Source organism: Chelonobacter oris (genome assembly GCF_000772535.1).
Classification (GTDB): Bacteria; Pseudomonadota; Gammaproteobacteria; order Enterobacterales; family Pasteurellaceae; genus Chelonobacter; species Chelonobacter oris.
Genome location: NZ_JSUM01000003.1, coordinates 278,291 through 296,533, shown reverse-complemented (window position 1 = coordinate 296,533; position 18,243 = coordinate 278,291). Strand labels below are relative to the sequence as shown.

The 18,243-nt window shown below is 46.2% G+C and carries 20 protein-coding genes; 6 read left to right on the top strand and 14 right to left on the bottom strand.

Annotation, left to right across the window (positions count from 1 at the left end; all coding sequences use genetic code 11):
- Positions 1-6 precede the first annotated feature (6 nt).
- Positions 7-900 (top strand): (2E,6E)-farnesyl diphosphate synthase, encoded by an 894-nt coding sequence (ispA, locus tag OA57_RS02780; RefSeq protein WP_034613584.1) that lies wholly within the window; start codon positions 7-9, stop codon positions 898-900.
- A 28-nt stretch (positions 901-928) separates the two neighbouring features.
- On the top strand, positions 929-2,794 hold the full coding sequence (gene dxs, locus OA57_RS02775; RefSeq protein ID WP_034613128.1) for a 1-deoxy-D-xylulose-5-phosphate synthase: 1,866 nt from the start codon (positions 929-931) through the stop codon (positions 2,792-2,794).
- A gap of 225 nt (positions 2,795-3,019) precedes the next feature.
- On the opposite strand, the gene OA57_RS02770 is transcribed toward dxs, so the two are convergent.
- The 5 genes from OA57_RS02770 to ribH form a co-directional block, all read right to left on the bottom strand.
- Positions 3,020-3,664, bottom strand: coding sequence for a LysE family transporter (locus OA57_RS02770; RefSeq protein ID WP_084589852.1), 645 nt, complete (start codon positions 3,662-3,664; stop codon positions 3,020-3,022).
- Positions 3,664-4,167, bottom strand: a complete 504-nt coding sequence (locus OA57_RS02765; protein WP_034613127.1) for a phosphatidylglycerophosphatase A family protein — start codon at positions 4,165-4,167, stop codon at positions 3,664-3,666. Before OA57_RS02765 ends, OA57_RS02770 begins: the two co-directional genes overlap by 1 nt.
- Positions 4,164-5,177, bottom strand: a complete 1,014-nt coding sequence (gene thiL / locus OA57_RS02760) for a thiamine-phosphate kinase (RefSeq protein WP_034613123.1) — start codon at positions 5,175-5,177, stop codon at positions 4,164-4,166. The genes OA57_RS02765 and thiL overlap by 4 nt, the downstream gene beginning before the upstream one ends.
- A gap of 68 nt (positions 5,178-5,245) precedes the next feature.
- Positions 5,246-5,674, bottom strand: a complete 429-nt coding sequence (nusB, locus tag OA57_RS02755) for a transcription antitermination factor NusB (RefSeq protein WP_034613120.1) — start codon at positions 5,672-5,674, stop codon at positions 5,246-5,248.
- A 15-nt stretch (positions 5,675-5,689) separates the two neighbouring features.
- Entirely contained in the window at positions 5,690-6,163 is a 474-nt protein-coding gene (ribH, locus tag OA57_RS02750; RefSeq protein ID WP_034613117.1) for a 6,7-dimethyl-8-ribityllumazine synthase, read from the bottom strand.
- A 265-nt stretch (positions 6,164-6,428) separates the two neighbouring features.
- On the opposite strand from ribH, the gene potA reads away from it, so the two are divergent.
- From potA to cdd, 4 genes are all read left to right on the top strand, one after another.
- On the top strand, positions 6,429-7,553 hold the full coding sequence (potA, locus tag OA57_RS02745; protein WP_034613114.1) for a spermidine/putrescine ABC transporter ATP-binding protein PotA: 1,125 nt from the start codon (positions 6,429-6,431) through the stop codon (positions 7,551-7,553).
- Entirely contained in the window at positions 7,534-8,394 is an 861-nt protein-coding gene (gene potB, locus OA57_RS02740; RefSeq protein WP_034613111.1) for a spermidine/putrescine ABC transporter permease PotB, read from the top strand. Before potA ends, potB begins: the two co-directional genes overlap by 20 nt.
- Entirely contained in the window at positions 8,394-9,158 is a 765-nt protein-coding gene (potC, locus tag OA57_RS02735; protein WP_034613109.1) for a spermidine/putrescine ABC transporter permease PotC, read from the top strand. The genes potB and potC overlap by 1 nt, the downstream gene beginning before the upstream one ends.
- A gap of 145 nt (positions 9,159-9,303) precedes the next feature.
- Entirely contained in the window at positions 9,304-10,224 is a 921-nt protein-coding gene (cdd, locus tag OA57_RS02730) for a cytidine deaminase (RefSeq protein ID WP_034613107.1), read from the top strand.
- Between the two features lie 68 nt (positions 10,225-10,292).
- On the opposite strand, the gene OA57_RS02725 is transcribed toward cdd, so the two are convergent.
- From OA57_RS02725 to rpsA, 9 genes are all read right to left on the bottom strand, one after another.
- Positions 10,293-10,511, bottom strand: coding sequence for a YgjV family protein (locus OA57_RS02725; RefSeq protein WP_034613105.1), 219 nt, complete (start codon positions 10,509-10,511; stop codon positions 10,293-10,295).
- Positions 10,512-10,762: 251 nt separating this feature from the next.
- Positions 10,763-12,274 carry a glycerol kinase GlpK gene (glpK, locus tag OA57_RS02720; RefSeq protein WP_034613103.1) on the bottom strand — a complete coding sequence of 504 codons (1,512 nt, stop codon included), beginning with the start codon at positions 12,272-12,274 and terminating at the stop codon, positions 10,763-10,765.
- Positions 12,275-12,301: 27 nt separating this feature from the next.
- A complete protein-coding gene (locus OA57_RS02715; RefSeq protein WP_034613100.1) occupies positions 12,302-13,099 on the bottom strand; it encodes an MIP/aquaporin family protein in 798 nt (265 codons plus the stop codon).
- A gap of 294 nt (positions 13,100-13,393) precedes the next feature.
- Positions 13,394-13,714, bottom strand: a complete 321-nt coding sequence (gene yciH / locus OA57_RS02710) for a stress response translation initiation inhibitor YciH (RefSeq protein ID WP_034613099.1) — start codon at positions 13,712-13,714, stop codon at positions 13,394-13,396.
- 8 nt (positions 13,715-13,722) lie between these two features.
- On the bottom strand, positions 13,723-14,415 hold the full coding sequence (gene pyrF / locus OA57_RS02705; RefSeq protein ID WP_034613096.1) for an orotidine-5'-phosphate decarboxylase: 693 nt from the start codon (positions 14,413-14,415) through the stop codon (positions 13,723-13,725).
- Between the two features lie 86 nt (positions 14,416-14,501).
- Positions 14,502-15,686, bottom strand: a complete 1,185-nt coding sequence (lapB, locus tag OA57_RS02700; protein ID WP_034613093.1) for a lipopolysaccharide assembly protein LapB — start codon at positions 15,684-15,686, stop codon at positions 14,502-14,504.
- Between the two features lie 5 nt (positions 15,687-15,691).
- On the bottom strand, positions 15,692-15,985 hold the full coding sequence (locus OA57_RS02695; protein ID WP_034613090.1) for a LapA family protein: 294 nt from the start codon (positions 15,983-15,985) through the stop codon (positions 15,692-15,694).
- A 170-nt stretch (positions 15,986-16,155) separates the two neighbouring features.
- Positions 16,156-16,440, bottom strand: coding sequence for an integration host factor subunit beta (locus OA57_RS02690; RefSeq protein ID WP_034613088.1), 285 nt, complete (start codon positions 16,438-16,440; stop codon positions 16,156-16,158).
- Between the two features lie 61 nt (positions 16,441-16,501).
- The gene (gene rpsA / locus OA57_RS02685) at positions 16,502-18,169 is read right to left on the bottom strand and encodes a 30S ribosomal protein S1 (RefSeq protein WP_034613086.1); all 1,668 of its coding nucleotides are present in this window, start codon (positions 18,167-18,169) and stop codon (positions 16,502-16,504) included.
- Positions 18,170-18,243 lie beyond the last annotated feature (74 nt).

Sequence of the window (18,243 nt, the reverse complement as noted above, 5' to 3'; positions counted from 1 at the left end):
GTAATGATGAAATACGTTTTTGCCGATGATCTAAACCAATTGCGCACACGGGTCAATGCTTTTTTACAGCAGCAATTACAGCCTTTCGACAGTACACCGGCACAATTGGCCGATGCGATGCGTTACGGCATTTTATTGGGCGGAAAACGGTTACGCCCGTTTTTGGTTTACGCCGGCGGACGAATGCTGCAAGCGGATCTGAAAACGCTCGATTATGCCGCCGCCGCAATCGAAGCCATTCACAGCTATTCGTTGATTCACGACGATTTGCCGGCAATGGATAACGACACCTTACGTCGCGGGCAAAAAACCTGTCATATCGAATATGACGAAGCGACGGCAATCTTAGCCGGAGATGCGCTGCAAGCCTTTGCTTTCGAATGTTTGAGCCGTGCACCCGATATTCATGCGGAACAAAAAGTAGCGTTAGTCCGCATTTTGGCGCAGGCGTCCGGCGGACAAGGCATGTGCTTAGGGCAAAGCTTGGATCTTACGGCAGAACAACGTGCGGTCAGCTTGGCATTCTTGCAAAATATCCATCGCAATAAAACCGGCGCTCTGATTAGCGCCGCTGTCGAAATGGGATTTCTCTGTTCGCCCCATTACCGCGATCAGACTTTACGAAACCGCTTAATCCGCTATGCACAGGCGATCGGCTTGGCGTTTCAGGTGCAAGATGATATTTTGGATATCACCGCCGACAGCACCACTTTAGGCAAAAATGCCGGCTCCGATTTGGCGCTGGACAAAAGCACCTACCCGAAATTACTGGGGCTGGACGGGGCAAAACAAAAGGCAGAACAATTGATTGCGCAAGCAAAAGCGGAGCTGCAACATTTGAATTTCGACACGGAACCCTTGGTTCGGTTAGCTGATTATATCGTGCAAAGAAACCATTAAAACCGCACTTTTGAGATTTATTTTAACTATGCAAAATTACCCGATTTTATCTTCAATCAATACGCCTGATGATTTACGTCTGCTGAATCGTGAGCAACTGCCGCAACTCTGCGACGAATTGCGTAATTTTCTGTTGGAATCCGTCAGCCGCACCAGCGGACATCTGGCTTCCGGTTTGGGCACGGTCGAACTGACCGTTGCCTTGCATTATGTTTATCAAACCCCGTTCGACCAATTGATTTGGGATGTGGGTCATCAGGCTTATCCGCATAAAATCCTGACCGGCCGCCGTCGACAAATGCATACCATTCGGCAAAAAAACGGTTTGCACCCGTTTCCGTGGCGGGAAGAGAGTGAGTACGACGTACTTTCGGTCGGCCACTCCTCCACCTCCATCAGTGCAGGCTTGGGGATTGCCGTTGCGGCGGAAAAAGAGAATGCCGACCGTAAAACAATCTGTATTATCGGCGACGGCGCCATCACTGCCGGCATGGCGTTTGAAGCAATGAACCACGCCGGAGCAATGCATACCGACATGTTGGTTATCCTGAACGACAACGAGATGTCGATTTCAGAAAATGTCGGCGCATTGAACAACCATTTGGCGCGGCTGCTGTCCGGATCATTCTATTCGTCGATTCGTGAAGGCGGTAAGAAAATCCTATCCGGCCTGCCGCCCATTAAAGAGTTCATGAAAAAAACCGAAGAACACGTCAAGGGTTTTGTTTCGGGCGGCACCCTGTTTGAAGAATTGGGTTTTAATTATATCGGCCCGATTGACGGACACAATGTTGAAGAACTGGTTTCAACCTTAAAAAATATGCGTAACCTGAAAGGTCCGCAATTTTTGCATGTCATGACCAAAAAAGGCAAAGGCTATGCCCCTGCCGAACAAGATCCCATCGGTTTCCACGGTGTGCCGAAATTTGATCCGAGTGTGGGCAAATTACCGCAATCGAAAGCCGGTATTCCAAGCTATTCGCAGATTTTCGGCGATTGGCTGTGCGAAACCGCAGCCGAGGATCCGAAACTGGTCGGGATTACGCCGGCCATGCGTGAAGGCTCCGGCATGGTGGCATTTTCCAACGGTTTCCCCGATCAATATTTTGATGTGGCGATTGCCGAACAGCACGCCGTCACCTTTGCCGCCGGTTTGGCGATCGGCGGTTATAAACCTGTAGTTGCCATCTATTCGACTTTTTTACAACGGGCATACGACCAAGTCATTCACGATGTGGCGATTCCGAATCTGCCGGTGCTGTTTGCCATTGACCGTGCCGGCGTGGTCGGCGCCGACGGGCAAACTCATCAAGGGGCATTCGATATCAGCTTTATGCGTTGCATTCCGAATCTGGTGATCATGACACCGAGTGATGAAAACGAATGCCGCCAAATGTTATATACCGGTTATCATCTCGATGCTCCTGCCGCAGTACGCTACCCGCGCGGTTCGGGTATCGGTTGTGAATTGCAGCCGCTGGCGGCGATTCCGTTAGGGCAATCCAAACTCGTGCGACAAGGCTCGACCATTGCCATTCTGAATTTCGGCACACTGTTGCCAAGTGCGGTTGCCGCTGCAAAAGCCCTGAATGCGACCGTTGCCGATATGCGCTTTGTCAAGCCGTTGGATTATGCACAAATTGAAGACTTGGCGATGAGCCATTCTCTATTGGTCAGTCTGGAAGACAATGCTGTTCAGGGCGGCGCCGGCAGTGCGGTTGCCGAATATTTGAATATATTGGCTTTGAGCAAGACAGTCGCCGTGCCGCCGTTATTGCAGTTAGGTTTTCCGGATCACTTCCTGCCGCAAGGCGAACAGGCGGAAATTCTTGCGGATTTACGTTTGGATAGCGACGGCATTCGCAGCCGAATCGAAGAAGTCTTGAAAAAATAAAATAAAAAGAAAAAGTTTTAGATTTTTTTGAACTTTTTACCTGCATATCAGTCTTAATTAATGCTAGTGCACTGCAAATGCAGTTGTCTTTTTACATTTACTTATTGTAAGACCTCCCCCGATACTTCGCCTTTGAATATCGGGTTTTCTTTTTTTATCGGTATTCTGTCGGTTCTGCTGCAAATTTCTCTTGATGCCGTGCGAGAACCGCACTTTGTACCCAAGTTAAAAAACAAGCTGTAATCCACTATAGATTAAAAACAACCCGAAGCTGATAAAGACAACACCCGACATATTATCAATATAACGACTATAGTTAAAATAGAAGGCTTTGACCCGTTGACGTGAGAAAATGCGCGAAATAAGGTAAAAATAGAGGAAACTTTCGACCAGAATCATCACGGCAATCAACCCGATTTGCCAATAGTCATTCAAGCTGCTGACCAGCAATGAAAAAATGCCGCTGAAATAGATAATCGCTTTCGGATTGGCAAGATTGACCAGAAATCCCTGCCGCAGGCTTGCCCAATCGGAATGCGCTGTTTGCTGTCCTTCTGTCGCCGCATTAATTTGCGCCATATTGATATTACGGCGGACATTTAGCATCAAGCAGCCGAGATAAACCAAATAAGCGCCGCCCAATAACAGAATCAGCATTTCGATCGGCGGATAGAGTTTAAACAGAATAGCCAACCCCAGCACGCTACTGCCGAGCCAAATCACCAAGCCCAGAATAATGCCGACAATGCCGAAAACCGCACTTCGCGGCGTTTCCGCAATAGCTTTGCGCACGACGAAGAAAAAGTCCGGTCCCGGGCTGGCAAGGGCAAACAGATGGACAAAGAATAATTTGATCAGTAACGCAACCATTAAATCCACATCCGTGCCGCAAAAAACAGTAATAATACCGAGAAAATGGTATAAATTGCCGCTAAAAAATCATCCAGCATGATGCCGAAACCGTTATCGATATTGGTGTCAAAATAGCGAATCGGGTAAGGTTTAACGATATCAAACACCCGAAATAAACCAAATGCAATCAAATACCAAACCCAGTTTGCTTCCGGAATAAAAACCAGCACCAGCCAAATCGCAACGATCTCGTCCCACACGATTGAACCGTGATCATGCACGCCCATATCAAGTGCGGTTTTTCCGCATAAATAAATGCCGACCACAAAACCGACAATCGCAAGCAATAATAACGTAAACGGTGAAAAAATCTGTAGCCACAGGATTCCCGTCAATAAACCGGCAAGCGTTCCCCACGTGCCGGGGGCGGGAAAAATCAAGCCCGATCCAAATCCCAACGCCAGAAAATGGACGGGATTACGCAGGCTGACGTTTGTCAGTGCAGATTGCTTCTCGTTCATCTGTTTTCTTCCTGAAAATGATCAAACCCTTGAATAGCCGGTAATGCCATTTTTTCACCATCACGCTTCAAGCGGATTCGAGGTTTATTTTGATCGCTGTGATTTCGCACCTGCCCGATACAGGTATAAGGAACGCCGATATGGGTCAGTGCCCGCTCCAGTTTAACGCACTGGTTATCAGAAACCGTAAAGCATAATTCATAGTCCTCCCCGCCGTTCAAGGCATAAGACTCGGCACGCTCACGTCCGATTGCTTTCACCAAATCGTCATTTAAGGGAAGCTGTTCCAGATTAAGTGTCGCCCCGACCTGACTGCGTTGTAAAATATGGGATAAATCCGCCAATAGCCCGTCGGAAATATCAATGGCGGCACTGGCATAAGGCGCGATTGTTTGACCGAAAAGTACGCGCGGTGTCGGGCGCAAATGGCGTGCGACGGCATGTTGCTCCCACGTCGAAAACGGGGCTTGCCTGTCTTGCGCCTTCAGCAGTGACAGCCCGACCGCACTTTCACCCAAACACCCTGTCACATAAATCCAATCGCCTTTCTGCGCGCCATGCCGACATAATGCTTTGTCACGCGGCAATAAGCCGTGCGCCGTGATGGTCACCGAAAGCGGCCCTCGGGTGGTATCCCCCCCGATAAGATCGACATTATAGTGATCCAGCACCTCAAAAAAGCCGGCACTGAATTGTGCCAGCCAGTCATGATCCAGTTTAGGTAACGTCAAGGCAAGGCTGACCCACGCCGGTTCGGCGCCCATTGCGGCAAGATCGCTTAAATTAACGGCGAGGGATTTATACGCCAAATCGGCTGGGGAAATGTCCGGGAAAAAATGAATCCCCTCAACGAGGGTATCGGTAGTAATCGCAAGACGTTGGTTGGCTTTGATTTCGGTGATGGCGCAATCATCACCGATAGCCAGCGAAACATCTTTGCGCGGTGCTCTGGCAGAAGCATTAAAATATTGACGAATAAGGTTAAACTCACTATTTTGTTGCTGTTCCACGCTACCTCCTACCGCACTTTGCTTCGTGAAAGACTGTCTTAACAGATGTGACACACAACTATTACTGGCTATTTACGACCCAGCGCCGGCGCCAATTTGTCCAGTACACCATTGATATACTTATGGCTTTCTTCCGCACCGAACACTTTCGCCACTTCGATCGCTTCGTTAATCACCACTTTATACGGCACATCCGCCTGATATTTCAGTTCATAAGCCGCCATCAGCAAAATAGCTTTCTCAATCGGATCCAATTCTCCCGCAGCACGATCCAAGTGCGGTATCAGGAGTTGCTCCAACTCTTCACAATACGCCGTGCTGCCCTGAAACAGCTTACGGAAATACGGCATATCGACACCCTGCATTTTTTGATCCGTATCTTGATCCGTACTGAAAGCCGTTTCAATCTCCGCCACTTCGTTTTTGGAAACCGCCCACGAATACAGCGCCTGAACCGCACATTCTCTGGCACGACGGCGTGGTGATACTTTACTCATTTTCCACTCCGGTCGTTAAACGTTGTCAATCGCATTCAGCAAATTAATCATTTCCAAGGCAACCAGTGCGGCTTCCGCCCCTTTGTTGCCTGCTTTCGTTCCCGCTCTTTCGATGGCTTGTTCGATATTTTCCGTTGTCAGAACCCCGAATGCGACCGGAATTTCAGCCTGCACGGCAACTTGCCCCAAACCGCTGCTGGCTTCACCGGCAACGTATTCAAAATGCGCAGTCCCGCCACGAATAACCGTGCCCAACGCCACAATCGCATCAAATTTCTTACTGTCGGCCAAACGACGGGCAACCAACGGCAATTCATAAGCGCCGGGCACACGCACCAGCGTAATGTTATCATCTTTTACCTGCCCGATACGCTTCAATGCATCAACCGCACCTTCCAGCAGACTCTCATTGATAAAACTGTTGAAACGGGCGATAACGACCGCGATTTTGGCATTTGGTGCAGCCACGGCACCTTCTAAAATGTTCATATGCTACCTTGTATTAATGTTTGCGAATTTCGAGGGCGGATTCTATCACATTATTTACTTTTATTCAGTAGTAAATCTGCCGTCGCTGCGCTTTATTTCACACACGATTTTATTTCGCAACAAAAGCGGTTTTTTTGGCAAACCGTTCAATTTCTCTTTTTAATCTATAAATCAATTGTGGTATTCTTAGCGCCTATTTTTGACTGATTAACATACCATTTCTGTCATGACCCAAACATCATGATTCGGGAGGAAAACAAAGCTAGTGGAAAACATCGCTAAACCGGTGATTGAGCTGAAATCAATCCGCAAAGACTATGACGGCAAAACCATCATTAACGAGTTTAATTTATCCATTAATCATGGCGAATTCATCACGATATTAGGCCCGTCAGGTTGTGGCAAAACCACTATTCTGCGCCTGATCGCCGGTTTTGAGGAGCTAAACGGCGGGCAAATTATTCTGGACGGGCAAGACATCAGCCGAGTGCCTGCGGAACAGCGCCCGGTCAATACCGTCTTTCAAAGTTACGCCTTGTTTCCACATTTGACGATCTTTGAGAATGTCGCTTTCGGGTTGAAAATGCAAAAAGTGCCGGGCAGCGAGATTAAACCCCGTGTTCTGGAAGCATTACGCATGGTACAGCTGGAGGAGTTTGCCGAACGCAAACCGGCACAGTTGTCGGGCGGGCAACAACAACGGGTTGCGATTGCAAGAGCGGTGGTTAACAAACCGAAAGTATTACTACTGGACGAATCACTGTCCGCACTTGACTACAACCTGCGTAAACAAATGCAGAATGAATTGAAAGCCCTGCAACGAAAATTGGGGATTACCTTTATTTTCGTGACCCACGATCAGGAAGAGGCGCTGAGTATGTCGGATCGGATTATCGTCCTGCGTGCCGGCAAATTGCAACAAGACGGCACACCGCGTGAAATATACGAAGAGCCGAACAACCTGTTTGTGGCACAATTTATCGGGGAAATCAATATTTTTGATGCAACGGTGATCGAGCGTCTCGACGAAAAGCGGGTCAAAGCCGATGTCGAGGGACGAATCTGTGATATTTATGTATCCCAAACCGTTCACCCGGGCAGTAAGCTGAAAGTGTTATTACGCCCTGAAGATTTACGTTTGGAAGAAGTAAACGAAACTCAAACCGTCAACGGCATTGTCGGTTATGTCCGTGAACGCAATTATAAAGGCATGACGCTGGAATCGACCATTGAGCTGGAAAGCAAAAAAATGGTCTTGATCAGCGAATTCTTTAATGAGGACGATCCCGATGTGGATCACTCATTAAATCAGAAAGTTGCGATCACATGGGTGGAAAGCTGGGAAGTTGTATTGGAAGATGAAAATAACCATGAAAATAACAACGCGTAATTTTCAAAATATCACGGTTGCGGTAATTTTCGGCTGGCTGATCTTTTTTGTGCTGGTGCCGAATGTGTTGGTGTTGGGAACCAGTTTTTTAACCCGCGACACCAGTAATTTAATTGATTTCACATTTTCGTTCGACAGTTATAAGCGTCTGTTTGATCCGCTGTATGCGCAAGTGATGTGGAACTCGCTGTATATGTCCGGGTTGGCAACCGTTATTTGTCTGCTGATCGGTTATCCGTTCGCATTCATGATTGCCAAACTGCCGAACAAATACCGCCCGATTTTGCTGTTTATGGTGATTTTGCCGTTCTGGACAAACTCCCTGATTCGTATCTACGGCATGAAAATTTTTCTCGGCGTACGGGGCGTGCTGAATAACACATTGATGTCACTTGGCATTATCGATTCACCGATTCGGATCATCAATACCGAAGCCGCCGTGATTATCGGTCTGGTCTATATTTTACTGCCGTTTATGATTTTACCGCTTTATTCGGCAATCGAAAAATTGGACGGACGTTTGCTCGAAGCCGCTAAAGATCTGGGGGCCGGTACGGTACAGCGCTTTATTCGGATTATCCTCCCATTGACGATGCCGGGCATTATCGCAGGCTGCTTATTGGTTTTACTGCCGGCGATGGGAATGTTCTATGTCGCCGATTTACTCGGCGGCGCCAAAGTGCTGTTGGTCGGTAATGTGATTAAAAGCGAATTTTTAGTATCACGCAACTGGCCGTTCGGCTCGGCGATCAGCATCGGGCTGACAATCCTGATGGCACTGTTGTTATATGTTTATTACCGTGCAGGTAAATTGTTGAATAAAAAACCGGAGTTGGAATAATGGGTCGTTTGCTACGCAGTGGATTTATGTTTGCGGTATATGCCTATTTGTATATACCGATTATTATTCTGGTGGTCAATTCATTCAATGCCGATCGCTATGGTTTAAGCTGGAAAGGCTTCAGTTGGAACTGGTATGAACGCCTGTTTAACAATGACACTCTAATTCAGGCGGCGATACATTCCGTCACAATCGCCTTTTTTGCGGCAACCTTTGCCACGGTTATCGGCGGGCTGACCGCCATTGCGTTGTACCGTTACGCCTTCAAGGGCAAGAAATTTGTCGGCGGAATGTTGTTTATCGTGATGATGTCGCCGGATATTGTCATGGCGGTTTCGCTGTTGGCATTATTCATGATGTTCAGCATCAAACTGGGGTTCAGCTCGCTGTTATTGGCGCATATCACCTTCTGTTTGCCGTATGTGGTGGTCACGATTCTTTCCCGCCTGAAAGGATTTGACGTCAAAATGCTGGAAGCGGCAAAAGATTTGGGCGCAAGTGAACTGACGATTCTCGGCAAAATCATTCTGCCGTTGGCATTGCCCGCCATTGTTTCCGGCTGGCTGCTCAGCTTCACTATTTCGCTTGATGATGTGGTGGTTTCCTCTTTTGTCACCGGCGTCAGCTACGAAGTCTTGCCGCTGAAAATTTTCTCGATGGTCAAAACCGGCGTGACGCCGGAAGTCAATGCTCTGGCGACTATCATGATTTTATTATCGCTGCTGTTGGTCACCTTGAGCCTGTTTATCGGACGTAAAAAATAATCGCGGACAACATCAGGCGGTAAAATCGCCATTTATTGATTAGTTAGTTGATTAATCTCACAAAAAAGGTCTTCTGCGGAAGATCTTTTTTTATTTTCGCCTATAATGGGCAAAATTGACGGCGTGTTATTATGGAGGATTTCTCATGCCTAACCACTATCGTTCCAACTCACACATTTCTGAAAAAGTGCGCTCAGCCTGTGCTAAATTGCCCAATCAAGACTTGGCAAAAACCATTTTGACCATTTTGACCGAACAACGGTTTGTCGGGCGCTTACCACACTTTACCGTTGAACATCTCTGCCGTAAATTCGAATTAACACCGCGTGAACTGTCGATTACCCTGCTGCCGATTGCCGCCGCTTATTCACTGCCGCCGATTTCCCGTTTTTATGTCGGCGCTATTGCGATCGGCACCAGCGGAAATTTTTACTTTGGTGCCAATATGGAGTTTGTCGACACCGGTATGCAACAAACCGTACACGCCGAACAAAGCGCAATTGCCCATGCCTGGATGCAGGGCGAAACCGGGATTCAGGAAATTTCGGTCAACTATGCGCCGTGCGGACACTGCCGCCAATTTATGAATGAATTGAATGACGCGGAAAAACTGGTGATCAATTTGCCTGAAAGCCGCAATAATTCACTGCACAGCTATCTGCCGAATAATTTCGGGCCAAAAGATTTGAATGTGACCGAGCTGTTGTTAATGCCGCGCAACCACGGCTTAGGCTTGCTGAACACGGACGATTTATTGATCGATACCGCACTTGAAGCCATCAATATCAGCCACGCGCCTTATAGCGGTGCTTATGCCGGTGCGGCACTGGAAACCGAAGACCACTTCTATTTTATCGGCAGCTATGCCGAAAATGCCGCGTTCAATCCAAGCCTGCCTGCGCTGCAAGTGGCGATTAATAACCTGATCCTTAACGGTTTTGAATTACAAAATATCAAAAGAGCGGTTCTCATTGAGAAAAAAGCCGATATTAGCCAAAAAGTGATGGCTAAACAATTGCTGGCAACCTTATGTAAGCTGCCGTTACAATATATTGCAATCGAATAATCCGTCACTCCCAATAAAAAGCCTCTTTGCCGAATCAACGACGAAGAGGCTGTTTTATGCCTTTTGGTTTACTTGCCCTGCCGTTTTAATTTTATTATTTGATATATGTGCACCAATGTAATAAACACATTCAGTAATACCACCGGCAAAGAATCAATTAATGCACCGTAAACAATATACATCGTTGCGCCAATGGCATTCACAATGCGCAACGGCAGGATCGAATTCAATAAAAACGACACCACGACAAAGGCTGTCGCAACATAACCCAAAATTTCAATTGACATGATTATTCTCTCAAAAAAGATATTATTATTAGTCGGAAAAATATTTCCCGTTATTGTTATGCCTGTAAAACAGGCTGTTTCAAACAAGAGGCGAAGAATAGCAAATCTTGCCGGTTTGAGAAAGCCGTTCCGCCTTTATTTCATCAAAAAATAAGATTTTTTTAAATGCTGATGACGGACCTATTTTACCGATAATAAAAATAAGGGGGAAAATCCCCCCTTAGCATGACCGAAATACCGCACTTTCAGAATTATTCGTCGTCCTCCTTCTCCCATGCCAACGCACGTTTAACCGCTTTTTTCCAGCCTTTGTAACGACGCGCACGTTTCTCCTCACAACCGTCCGGCACAAAAGTACGTTCGATACTGGCTTTGTCTTTCAACTCGTCCAAATCTTTCCAGAAGCCGGTTGCCAAGCCTGCCAGATAAGCGGCGCCTAATGCGGTGACTTCTTTTACTTTCGGTCGTTCAACCTCGGCATTTAAAATATCTGCTTGGAATTGCATCAAGAAATTATTCGCCGTAGCGCCGCCGTCCACACGCAATTTTTTCAGTGTGTCGCCGGAATCGGACTGCATCGCTTCCAATACATCACGGGTTTGGTACGCAATCGATTCCAATGTCGCCCGCACAATATGATTTCGGTTAGCGCCGCGAGAAAGTCCCATAATCGCACCGCGCGCATACGGATCCCAATAAGGAGCGCCCAAACCGGTGAAGGCCGGTACGACATATACTCCGTTACAATCCGGTACTTTTTGCGCAAAATACTCGGAATCGTAGCTGTCGTGTACGATTTTCAGTTCGTCACGCAGCCACTGAATTGATGCGCCGCCCATAAAAATAGAGCCTTCCAAGGCATAACACGGCGAACCGTCTGCTTTACAGGCAATGGTCGTCAACAATCCGTTTTGCGAACGTACCGCCTTGTCGCCGGTATTCATCAACAGGAAACAGCCGGTACCATAGGTATTTTTGGCTAAACCTGCCGTTACGCAGAGATGTCCGTAAAGTGCGGCTTGCTGATCACCGGCAATGCCCGCCACCGGAATCCGCACCCCGCCTTTACCACCGATATTGGTCTGACCATAAATCTCAGATGATTTTTTCACTTCCGGCAACATCGAACGAGGAACACCTAAAATTTCCAGCATTTTATCGTCCCATTGCATAGTATGAATGTTGAACAGCATAGTGCGGGAGGCATTGGTGTAATCGGTCACATGCGCCCGTCCTTGCGTCAACTTCCAAACCAGCCAGGTATCCACCGTACCGAACAATAATTCTCCGTTTTCCGCTTTTTCCCTTGCGCCCTCTACATTATCTAAAATCCATTTGACTTTAGTGCCTGAAAAATATGGGTCAACCACCAATCCTGTAGTGGCTTTGATATACTCTTCATGCCCGTTCGCTTTTAATTGCTCACAAATATCGGCAGTACGGCGACACTGCCAGACAATCGCATTATAAACCGGCTTACCGCTTTCTTTTTCCCATACAATGGTGGTTTCACGTTGATTGGTGATCCCAATGCCGGCGATCATATCCGATGTAATACCCGCCATCGCTACCGCTTCATTCAGCGTCGAGCTTTGTGTCGCCCAAATTTCCATCGGATTGTGTTCAACCCAACCGGCTTGCGGATAAATCTGGGTAAATTCACGCTGCGCTACACTCACCACATTGGCATCATGATCCAAAATCAAAGCACGAGAGCTGGTTGTACCTTGATCCAATGCGATAATATATTTTTTGTCAGTCATAAATCACTTCCTTTTGTTTTCTTTCGGTTAATCAACTTTACAGGTATTACAAGGTAAATTTTTATTAATCAATCGGTTGTAGGCATAAGCACCGATTAGCGCACCGACAATAGGGGCGAGAATCGGTACAATGACATAAGGGATCGACTGTCCGCCGGTCATGGCAATATCGCCCCAGCCGGCTAAATATGCAAAGAATTTCGGTCCGAAATCCCGTGCCGGATTCATCGCAAAACCGGTAAGCGGGCCCATCGCACCACCGATAACCGCAATCAGCACCCCGATCAACAACGGCGCTAAAGGCCCGCGAGGCAAGCCGTTACCGTCATCGGTCAAGGCAAGAATCAATGCCATTAATACTGCCGTGATCACCAACTCTACTGCAAACGCCTGCGCAAATCCCAATGCCGGATGCGGATAAGTGGAAAATGTCCCTGCCAGACTTAAGCTTTCCTGACTGCCGCGCACAATATTATTGACCGTTTCAAATTCGATAAACAAGTTTCGATACAGAAAATAAACTAACGCGGCGGCACAAAACGCACCGCACAGTTGCGACAAAATATAAGGCAAGACTTTTTTACCGTCAAAGCAAGCGAATTTCCACAGCGCAATAGTGACGGCAGGATTAAGATGCGCCCCGGAAACCCCTGCGGTGGCATATACCGCAAGTGCAACCCCCATTCCCCACATAATACTGATTTCCCACTGACCGAAACCGGCGCCCGCCACTTTCAGCGCGGCCACACAGCCCACGCCGAAGAAAATGAGCAGTGCCGTGCCTAAAAACTCACCGATACAAGCGGCTTTAAGTGATCTTTCCATTCGTATTTCTCCCTGTCATATTTAAAATAACCATCAAACGAATTTTAAATTTTCTTTTTAGAAAATTTAGAGGTAATTTATAGAATATTATTATTTTTAGAAAGGTTATTATTCTCAGATTGTGACATGAATCAAACTATTTATTTGGCAATATTTTTAATAAGTTAACTGAAAAGTTCAGGGGAAGGATTAATAACAGCAGGAAATTAATTTCATTAACGAAAATGAATTAAGTTTTATATCGAACTAAAAATAAACAAAAATGCACCTTTCATAAGGTGCATTTGACTGTGATCAACCGCCGGCGAGTTTTACCGTGTAGCCTTTTTGTTCCAGCAACTGTTTTAACAAATCCCGATTCTCACCTTGGATTTCAATGTTGCCGTTTTTCACTGAACCGCCGCAGCCACAACGTTTTTTCAACTCCGAAGCGATTTTTTCCAATTCAGCGGTCGGTAAAGCCAAGCCGTTGATCACCGAAACGCCTTTTCCCTTACGCCCACTGCTCTGACGTTGAATGCGCACAATCCCGTCCCCTTTTAGCACGGTTTCTTGCGGCTTCTCCGCCTTCACTCGCCCGATGTCGGTAGAATAAACCAAAGGATTTTTTGACATATTGAACCTTAAACAATAGATGCATTGATACTTTTTAAGACGCCGACCGGATCTTCGGACAAAGTAATCGGACGACCGACAACCAAGTAATCCGCACCGGCTTCAATCGCTTCTTTAGGGCTCATAACCCGACGCTGATCACCGAATTCAGCGCCTTCAGGGCGAATTCCCGGCGTAACCAATTTAAAATCCTTGCCACAATTGGCACGTAAAATTTCAACCTCTTGCGGCGAACAAACTACCCCGTCCAGACCGGCTCGCTGGCTTAAGCGCGCCAGACGAATCACCTGTTCCATCGGCGAAGCGTTCAGACCAATCTGTAATAAATCGACATCTTCCATGCTGGTGAGCACGGTAACCGAAATTAATATCGGTGCATCTTTACCATAAGATTCCAAAATTTTCTTTGCCGTTTCCATCATACGCAAACCGCCGCTGGCGTGTACGTCAACCATCCAAACGCCCAAATCCGCCGCCGAACGTACCGCTCTTGCCACCGTATTGGGAATGTCATGAAATTTTAAGTCAAGGAAAACATCAAAACCACGCCGGTGCAGCTGTTTGACAAAATCGGTTCCCAAGGTGGTAAACATCTCTTTGCCGACTTTTACCCGGCATAAACTCGGATCGATTTGATCAACCAGATTCAATGCCTGGCGTTCGGTTTCATAATCAAGTGCAACGATAATTTTACTGTTCATGATTTTCCCTTGATGGTTATTCGGATTGATAAATAAACGGCTTCATTCTAGCCTTTTGTCGCTGATTTTACCACTCGAGCGGTAAGTTACTGATAATTACCGTCAACAGGCTTGATGGTTTCCCATTTATTGCACGACGGGCAATTCCAAACCAAGCGATGGCTACGATAACCGCAATGTGAACAACGGTAGGAAAAACTCTGTCCGATTTTATTTTCTACCAATTGCTGCAAACGCACCAGACTTTCCTTGGCACGTCCGTTTTCCGCTTCATCAATATCATATTGGATCAAACGGTTAAAAATATCCATACTGGGAATATGGTTCAGTTGTTGGTATAAATTGGCTTGCGCAACTGCCGAACCGCTCTTTTTATCGATCAATTCCGCCAATGCCAGTTCAATCGCACCGCTCTTGTATTGTTGTTTGGCTTTAATCAAAAACAGTTCATAATCATTTTGTTCTTGCAACTGTTGATAACACCATTTCAAGTGCGGTAACACTTCCGAAAGAAATGCCGGATTTTGTTGTAAAATCATCTGAAAATATTCGATTGCGGTATGAAATTCTTGTTCCCGCATATAGATATACGCCAATTCGATAGAGGCTCTGACACAAGTAGGTGAAACCTCCAACGCACGTCTTAAAAAAGTTTTCTGCTCTTTCGCCGTCAGATCTTCGTCGGCAACATATTCACAATAGTAATGCGCCAACTCAATATTATTGCTTCTCGGAAAGGCTTTTTGCCGTTTCTCGGTAACATCAATCGCCTTTTTCCACTCTTTTGTTTTTTGATAAATTTTGGCTAATTCTTTCAGGGCGTTATTTGCAAACTCAGGTTCATCGACCAGGCTGATATAAATATTTTCCGCCCGATCCAGAAAACCGACTTTCATATAATCAAACGAGAGCTGCTGTTTTGCCAATAATTTTTGATCAAAGCTGAAATTGGGATCGTCCACCAGATTTTGGTGTATACGGATTGCCCGATCCACTTCCCCGCGGGATCGAAACAGATTCCCCAGCGTCAAAGACGCTTCAAATTGTGAATCGCTGTGGATATCATTTTCGCTCTCCTGTTTCTGTAGCATATCCAGAAACAAATCGACGGCTTTATCCTGTTGATTGGACAATAATAAGTTTACCCCGGTAACATACTCCCGAGATAATTTGTTGCTGACTTCATCCTGCCCCTTTTTGGCATTGCGGTATCCCATATACCAGCCATAGAGTGCCGCAACCGGCAGTAGCAGAAACAGTAATTCAAGCATCTAGATTATACGATTTTATCGCGGCTGACCGTCAACTCGGTAATTTGCTGAGTTTGACGCTTGATTTGGCGGTTAAGGCGAAGATTTTTGACTTTCAGGCGCAAAACAAAAAATGCACAAATAACCCAGCCCAACAGCAAGCCTAAACCAAATAAAATAGCGGCAAGAGAGGATAACTGCAATTCACTTTTGGCGATAATATAATTAAACGAAATCACTTGATCATTATCGGCTCCGATCGTTATCGCCACAATGACGATGGTCAGTACGATCACAAAGCCTAAAATGTATTTAATCATTCTCTTCTCCTGAATTGATAGCGAACGATCGCTATTATGCCAAAAATCATATCATGCATATAGATAAAATCGGTATTAATCAGCGATTTATTTTGCTTTCATCGAAAACAGTACGTGTTACCGAATGACAGGCAATAAAAAACGGCACAATTCAGTGCCGTTTTACAAAATCAATTGGCTTCGTTCACACGCTCTCTCAGCTCTTTCCCCGCTTTAAAATGAGGAACATATTTCGCGTCCAAATCGACTTTTTCCCCGGTCTTCGGGTTGCGCCCGATACGCGGTTGGCGATAGTGAAGCGAAAAACTGCCAAAGCCCCGAATTTCAATACGCTCACCGTTTTCCAACGTTTGCGACATTGACTCAAGGATACTTTTCACTGCATTTTCGACACTTTTCACCGGAATAGTATGATTCTGTTGAATCAAACTTTCGATAAGCTCTGATTTAGTCATGTTGCCCCCTCATTTTTTAAGCGGATACCGCACTTGATATCCGCATGTGAAGTTCAATCAATTACTCGCTTTTTGCTGCCGCTTTGAAGGCTTCAGCCATCGCGTTCGGAATCGCTTCTTCCTGTTTGTTCACATTTGCAACGGCTGCGCTGTCTTCCGCTTCGTCTTTTGCACGAACGGACAAGTGAACAGTACGGGATTTACGATCAACACCGGTATATTTGGCTTCGATTTCATCACCGACGCTTACCACAGTGCTTGCATCTTCGATGCGTTCACGAGCCAAATCAGCCGCACGAACATAACCTTCGGCACCGCCATCCAGTTCTACTTTAACACCTTTCGCATCAACTTCAACCGCTTTGCCTTTAACTACCGCACCTTTTTTGGTTGCAGCGACAAAGTTATTGAACGGATCTTCTTCCAATTGTTTGATACCTAAAGAGATACGCTCTTTAACGGCATCAACCTGAAGAACAACCGCAGCCACTTCGTCACCTTTTTTATAGCTGCGCACCGCTTCTTCACCGGCTACATTCCAAGAAATGTCAGACAAATGAACCAGACCGTCGATACCGCCTTCTAAACCGATGAAGATACCGAAATCAGTGATGGATTTAATTTTGCCTTCAACGCGATCACCTTTTTTGTGTGTCTCGTCAAATTGCTGCCACGGATTAGCTTTACATTGTTTCAAACCTAAAGAAATACGACGACGTTCTTCATCGATTTCCAACACCATCACTTCTACTTCGTCACCGACGCTGACCACTTTGGAAGGGTGAATGTTTTTGTTGGTCCAATCCATTTCAGAGACGTGAACCAAACCTTCGACACCGTCCAGAATCTCAACGAAGCAACCGTAATCGGTCAAGTTGGTCACTTTACCGGTCAGTCTGCTGTTGACCGGGTGGTTTTCCGCAATAGCAACCCACGGATCTTGACCCAATTGTTTCAAGCCTAAAGATACGCGTGTACGATCACGATCGAATTTCAATACTTTAACGGTGATTTCATCACCAACGTTCACGATTTCGCTTGGGTGTTTAACACGTTTCCAAGCCATATCGGTGATATGTAACAAACCGTCCACACCGCCCAAATCAACGAATGCACCGTAGTCGGTCAGGTTTTTGACGATACCTTTAACCACAGCGTCTTCTTGCAGATTTTCCAACAATTGTTCACGTTCTTGGCTGTTTTCGGTTTCGATAACGGCACGACGGGAAACAACCACGTTGTTGCGTTTTTGATCCAGTTTGATTACTTTAAATTCTAACTCTTTACCTTCCAAATGTAAGGTATCACGGATTGGGCGGGTATCTACCAGTGAACCCGGTAAGAATGCACGCACACCGTTTAACTCAACTGTGAAGCCGCCTTTCACTTTACCGTTGATTAAACCGATAACGGTCGCTTGCTCTTCGTAAGCTTTTTCCAGTTCGATCCAAGATTCGTGGCGAACCGCTTTTTCACGAGATAATTTAGTTTCACCGAAGCCGTCTTCAACAGCGTCCAGTGCAACTTTCACTTCGTCGCCGACATTGATTTCCAGTTCGCCTTGAGCGTTCAGGAATTCTTCAACAGGAATTGCGGATTCAGATTTTAAACCTGCGTCAACCAATACAAAACCTTTTTGGATAGCAACGACAGTACCGTTAACGATAGAACCTTGACGAGGAAGTTCATTCAGGGATTCTTCAAATAATTGAGCAAAAGATTCAGTCATATTTAATCTTCAAATAAATTAATAACGTCCATTTGAATTCCTTCCAAATGGGGCTGTTTAAATCAGTTCATTCG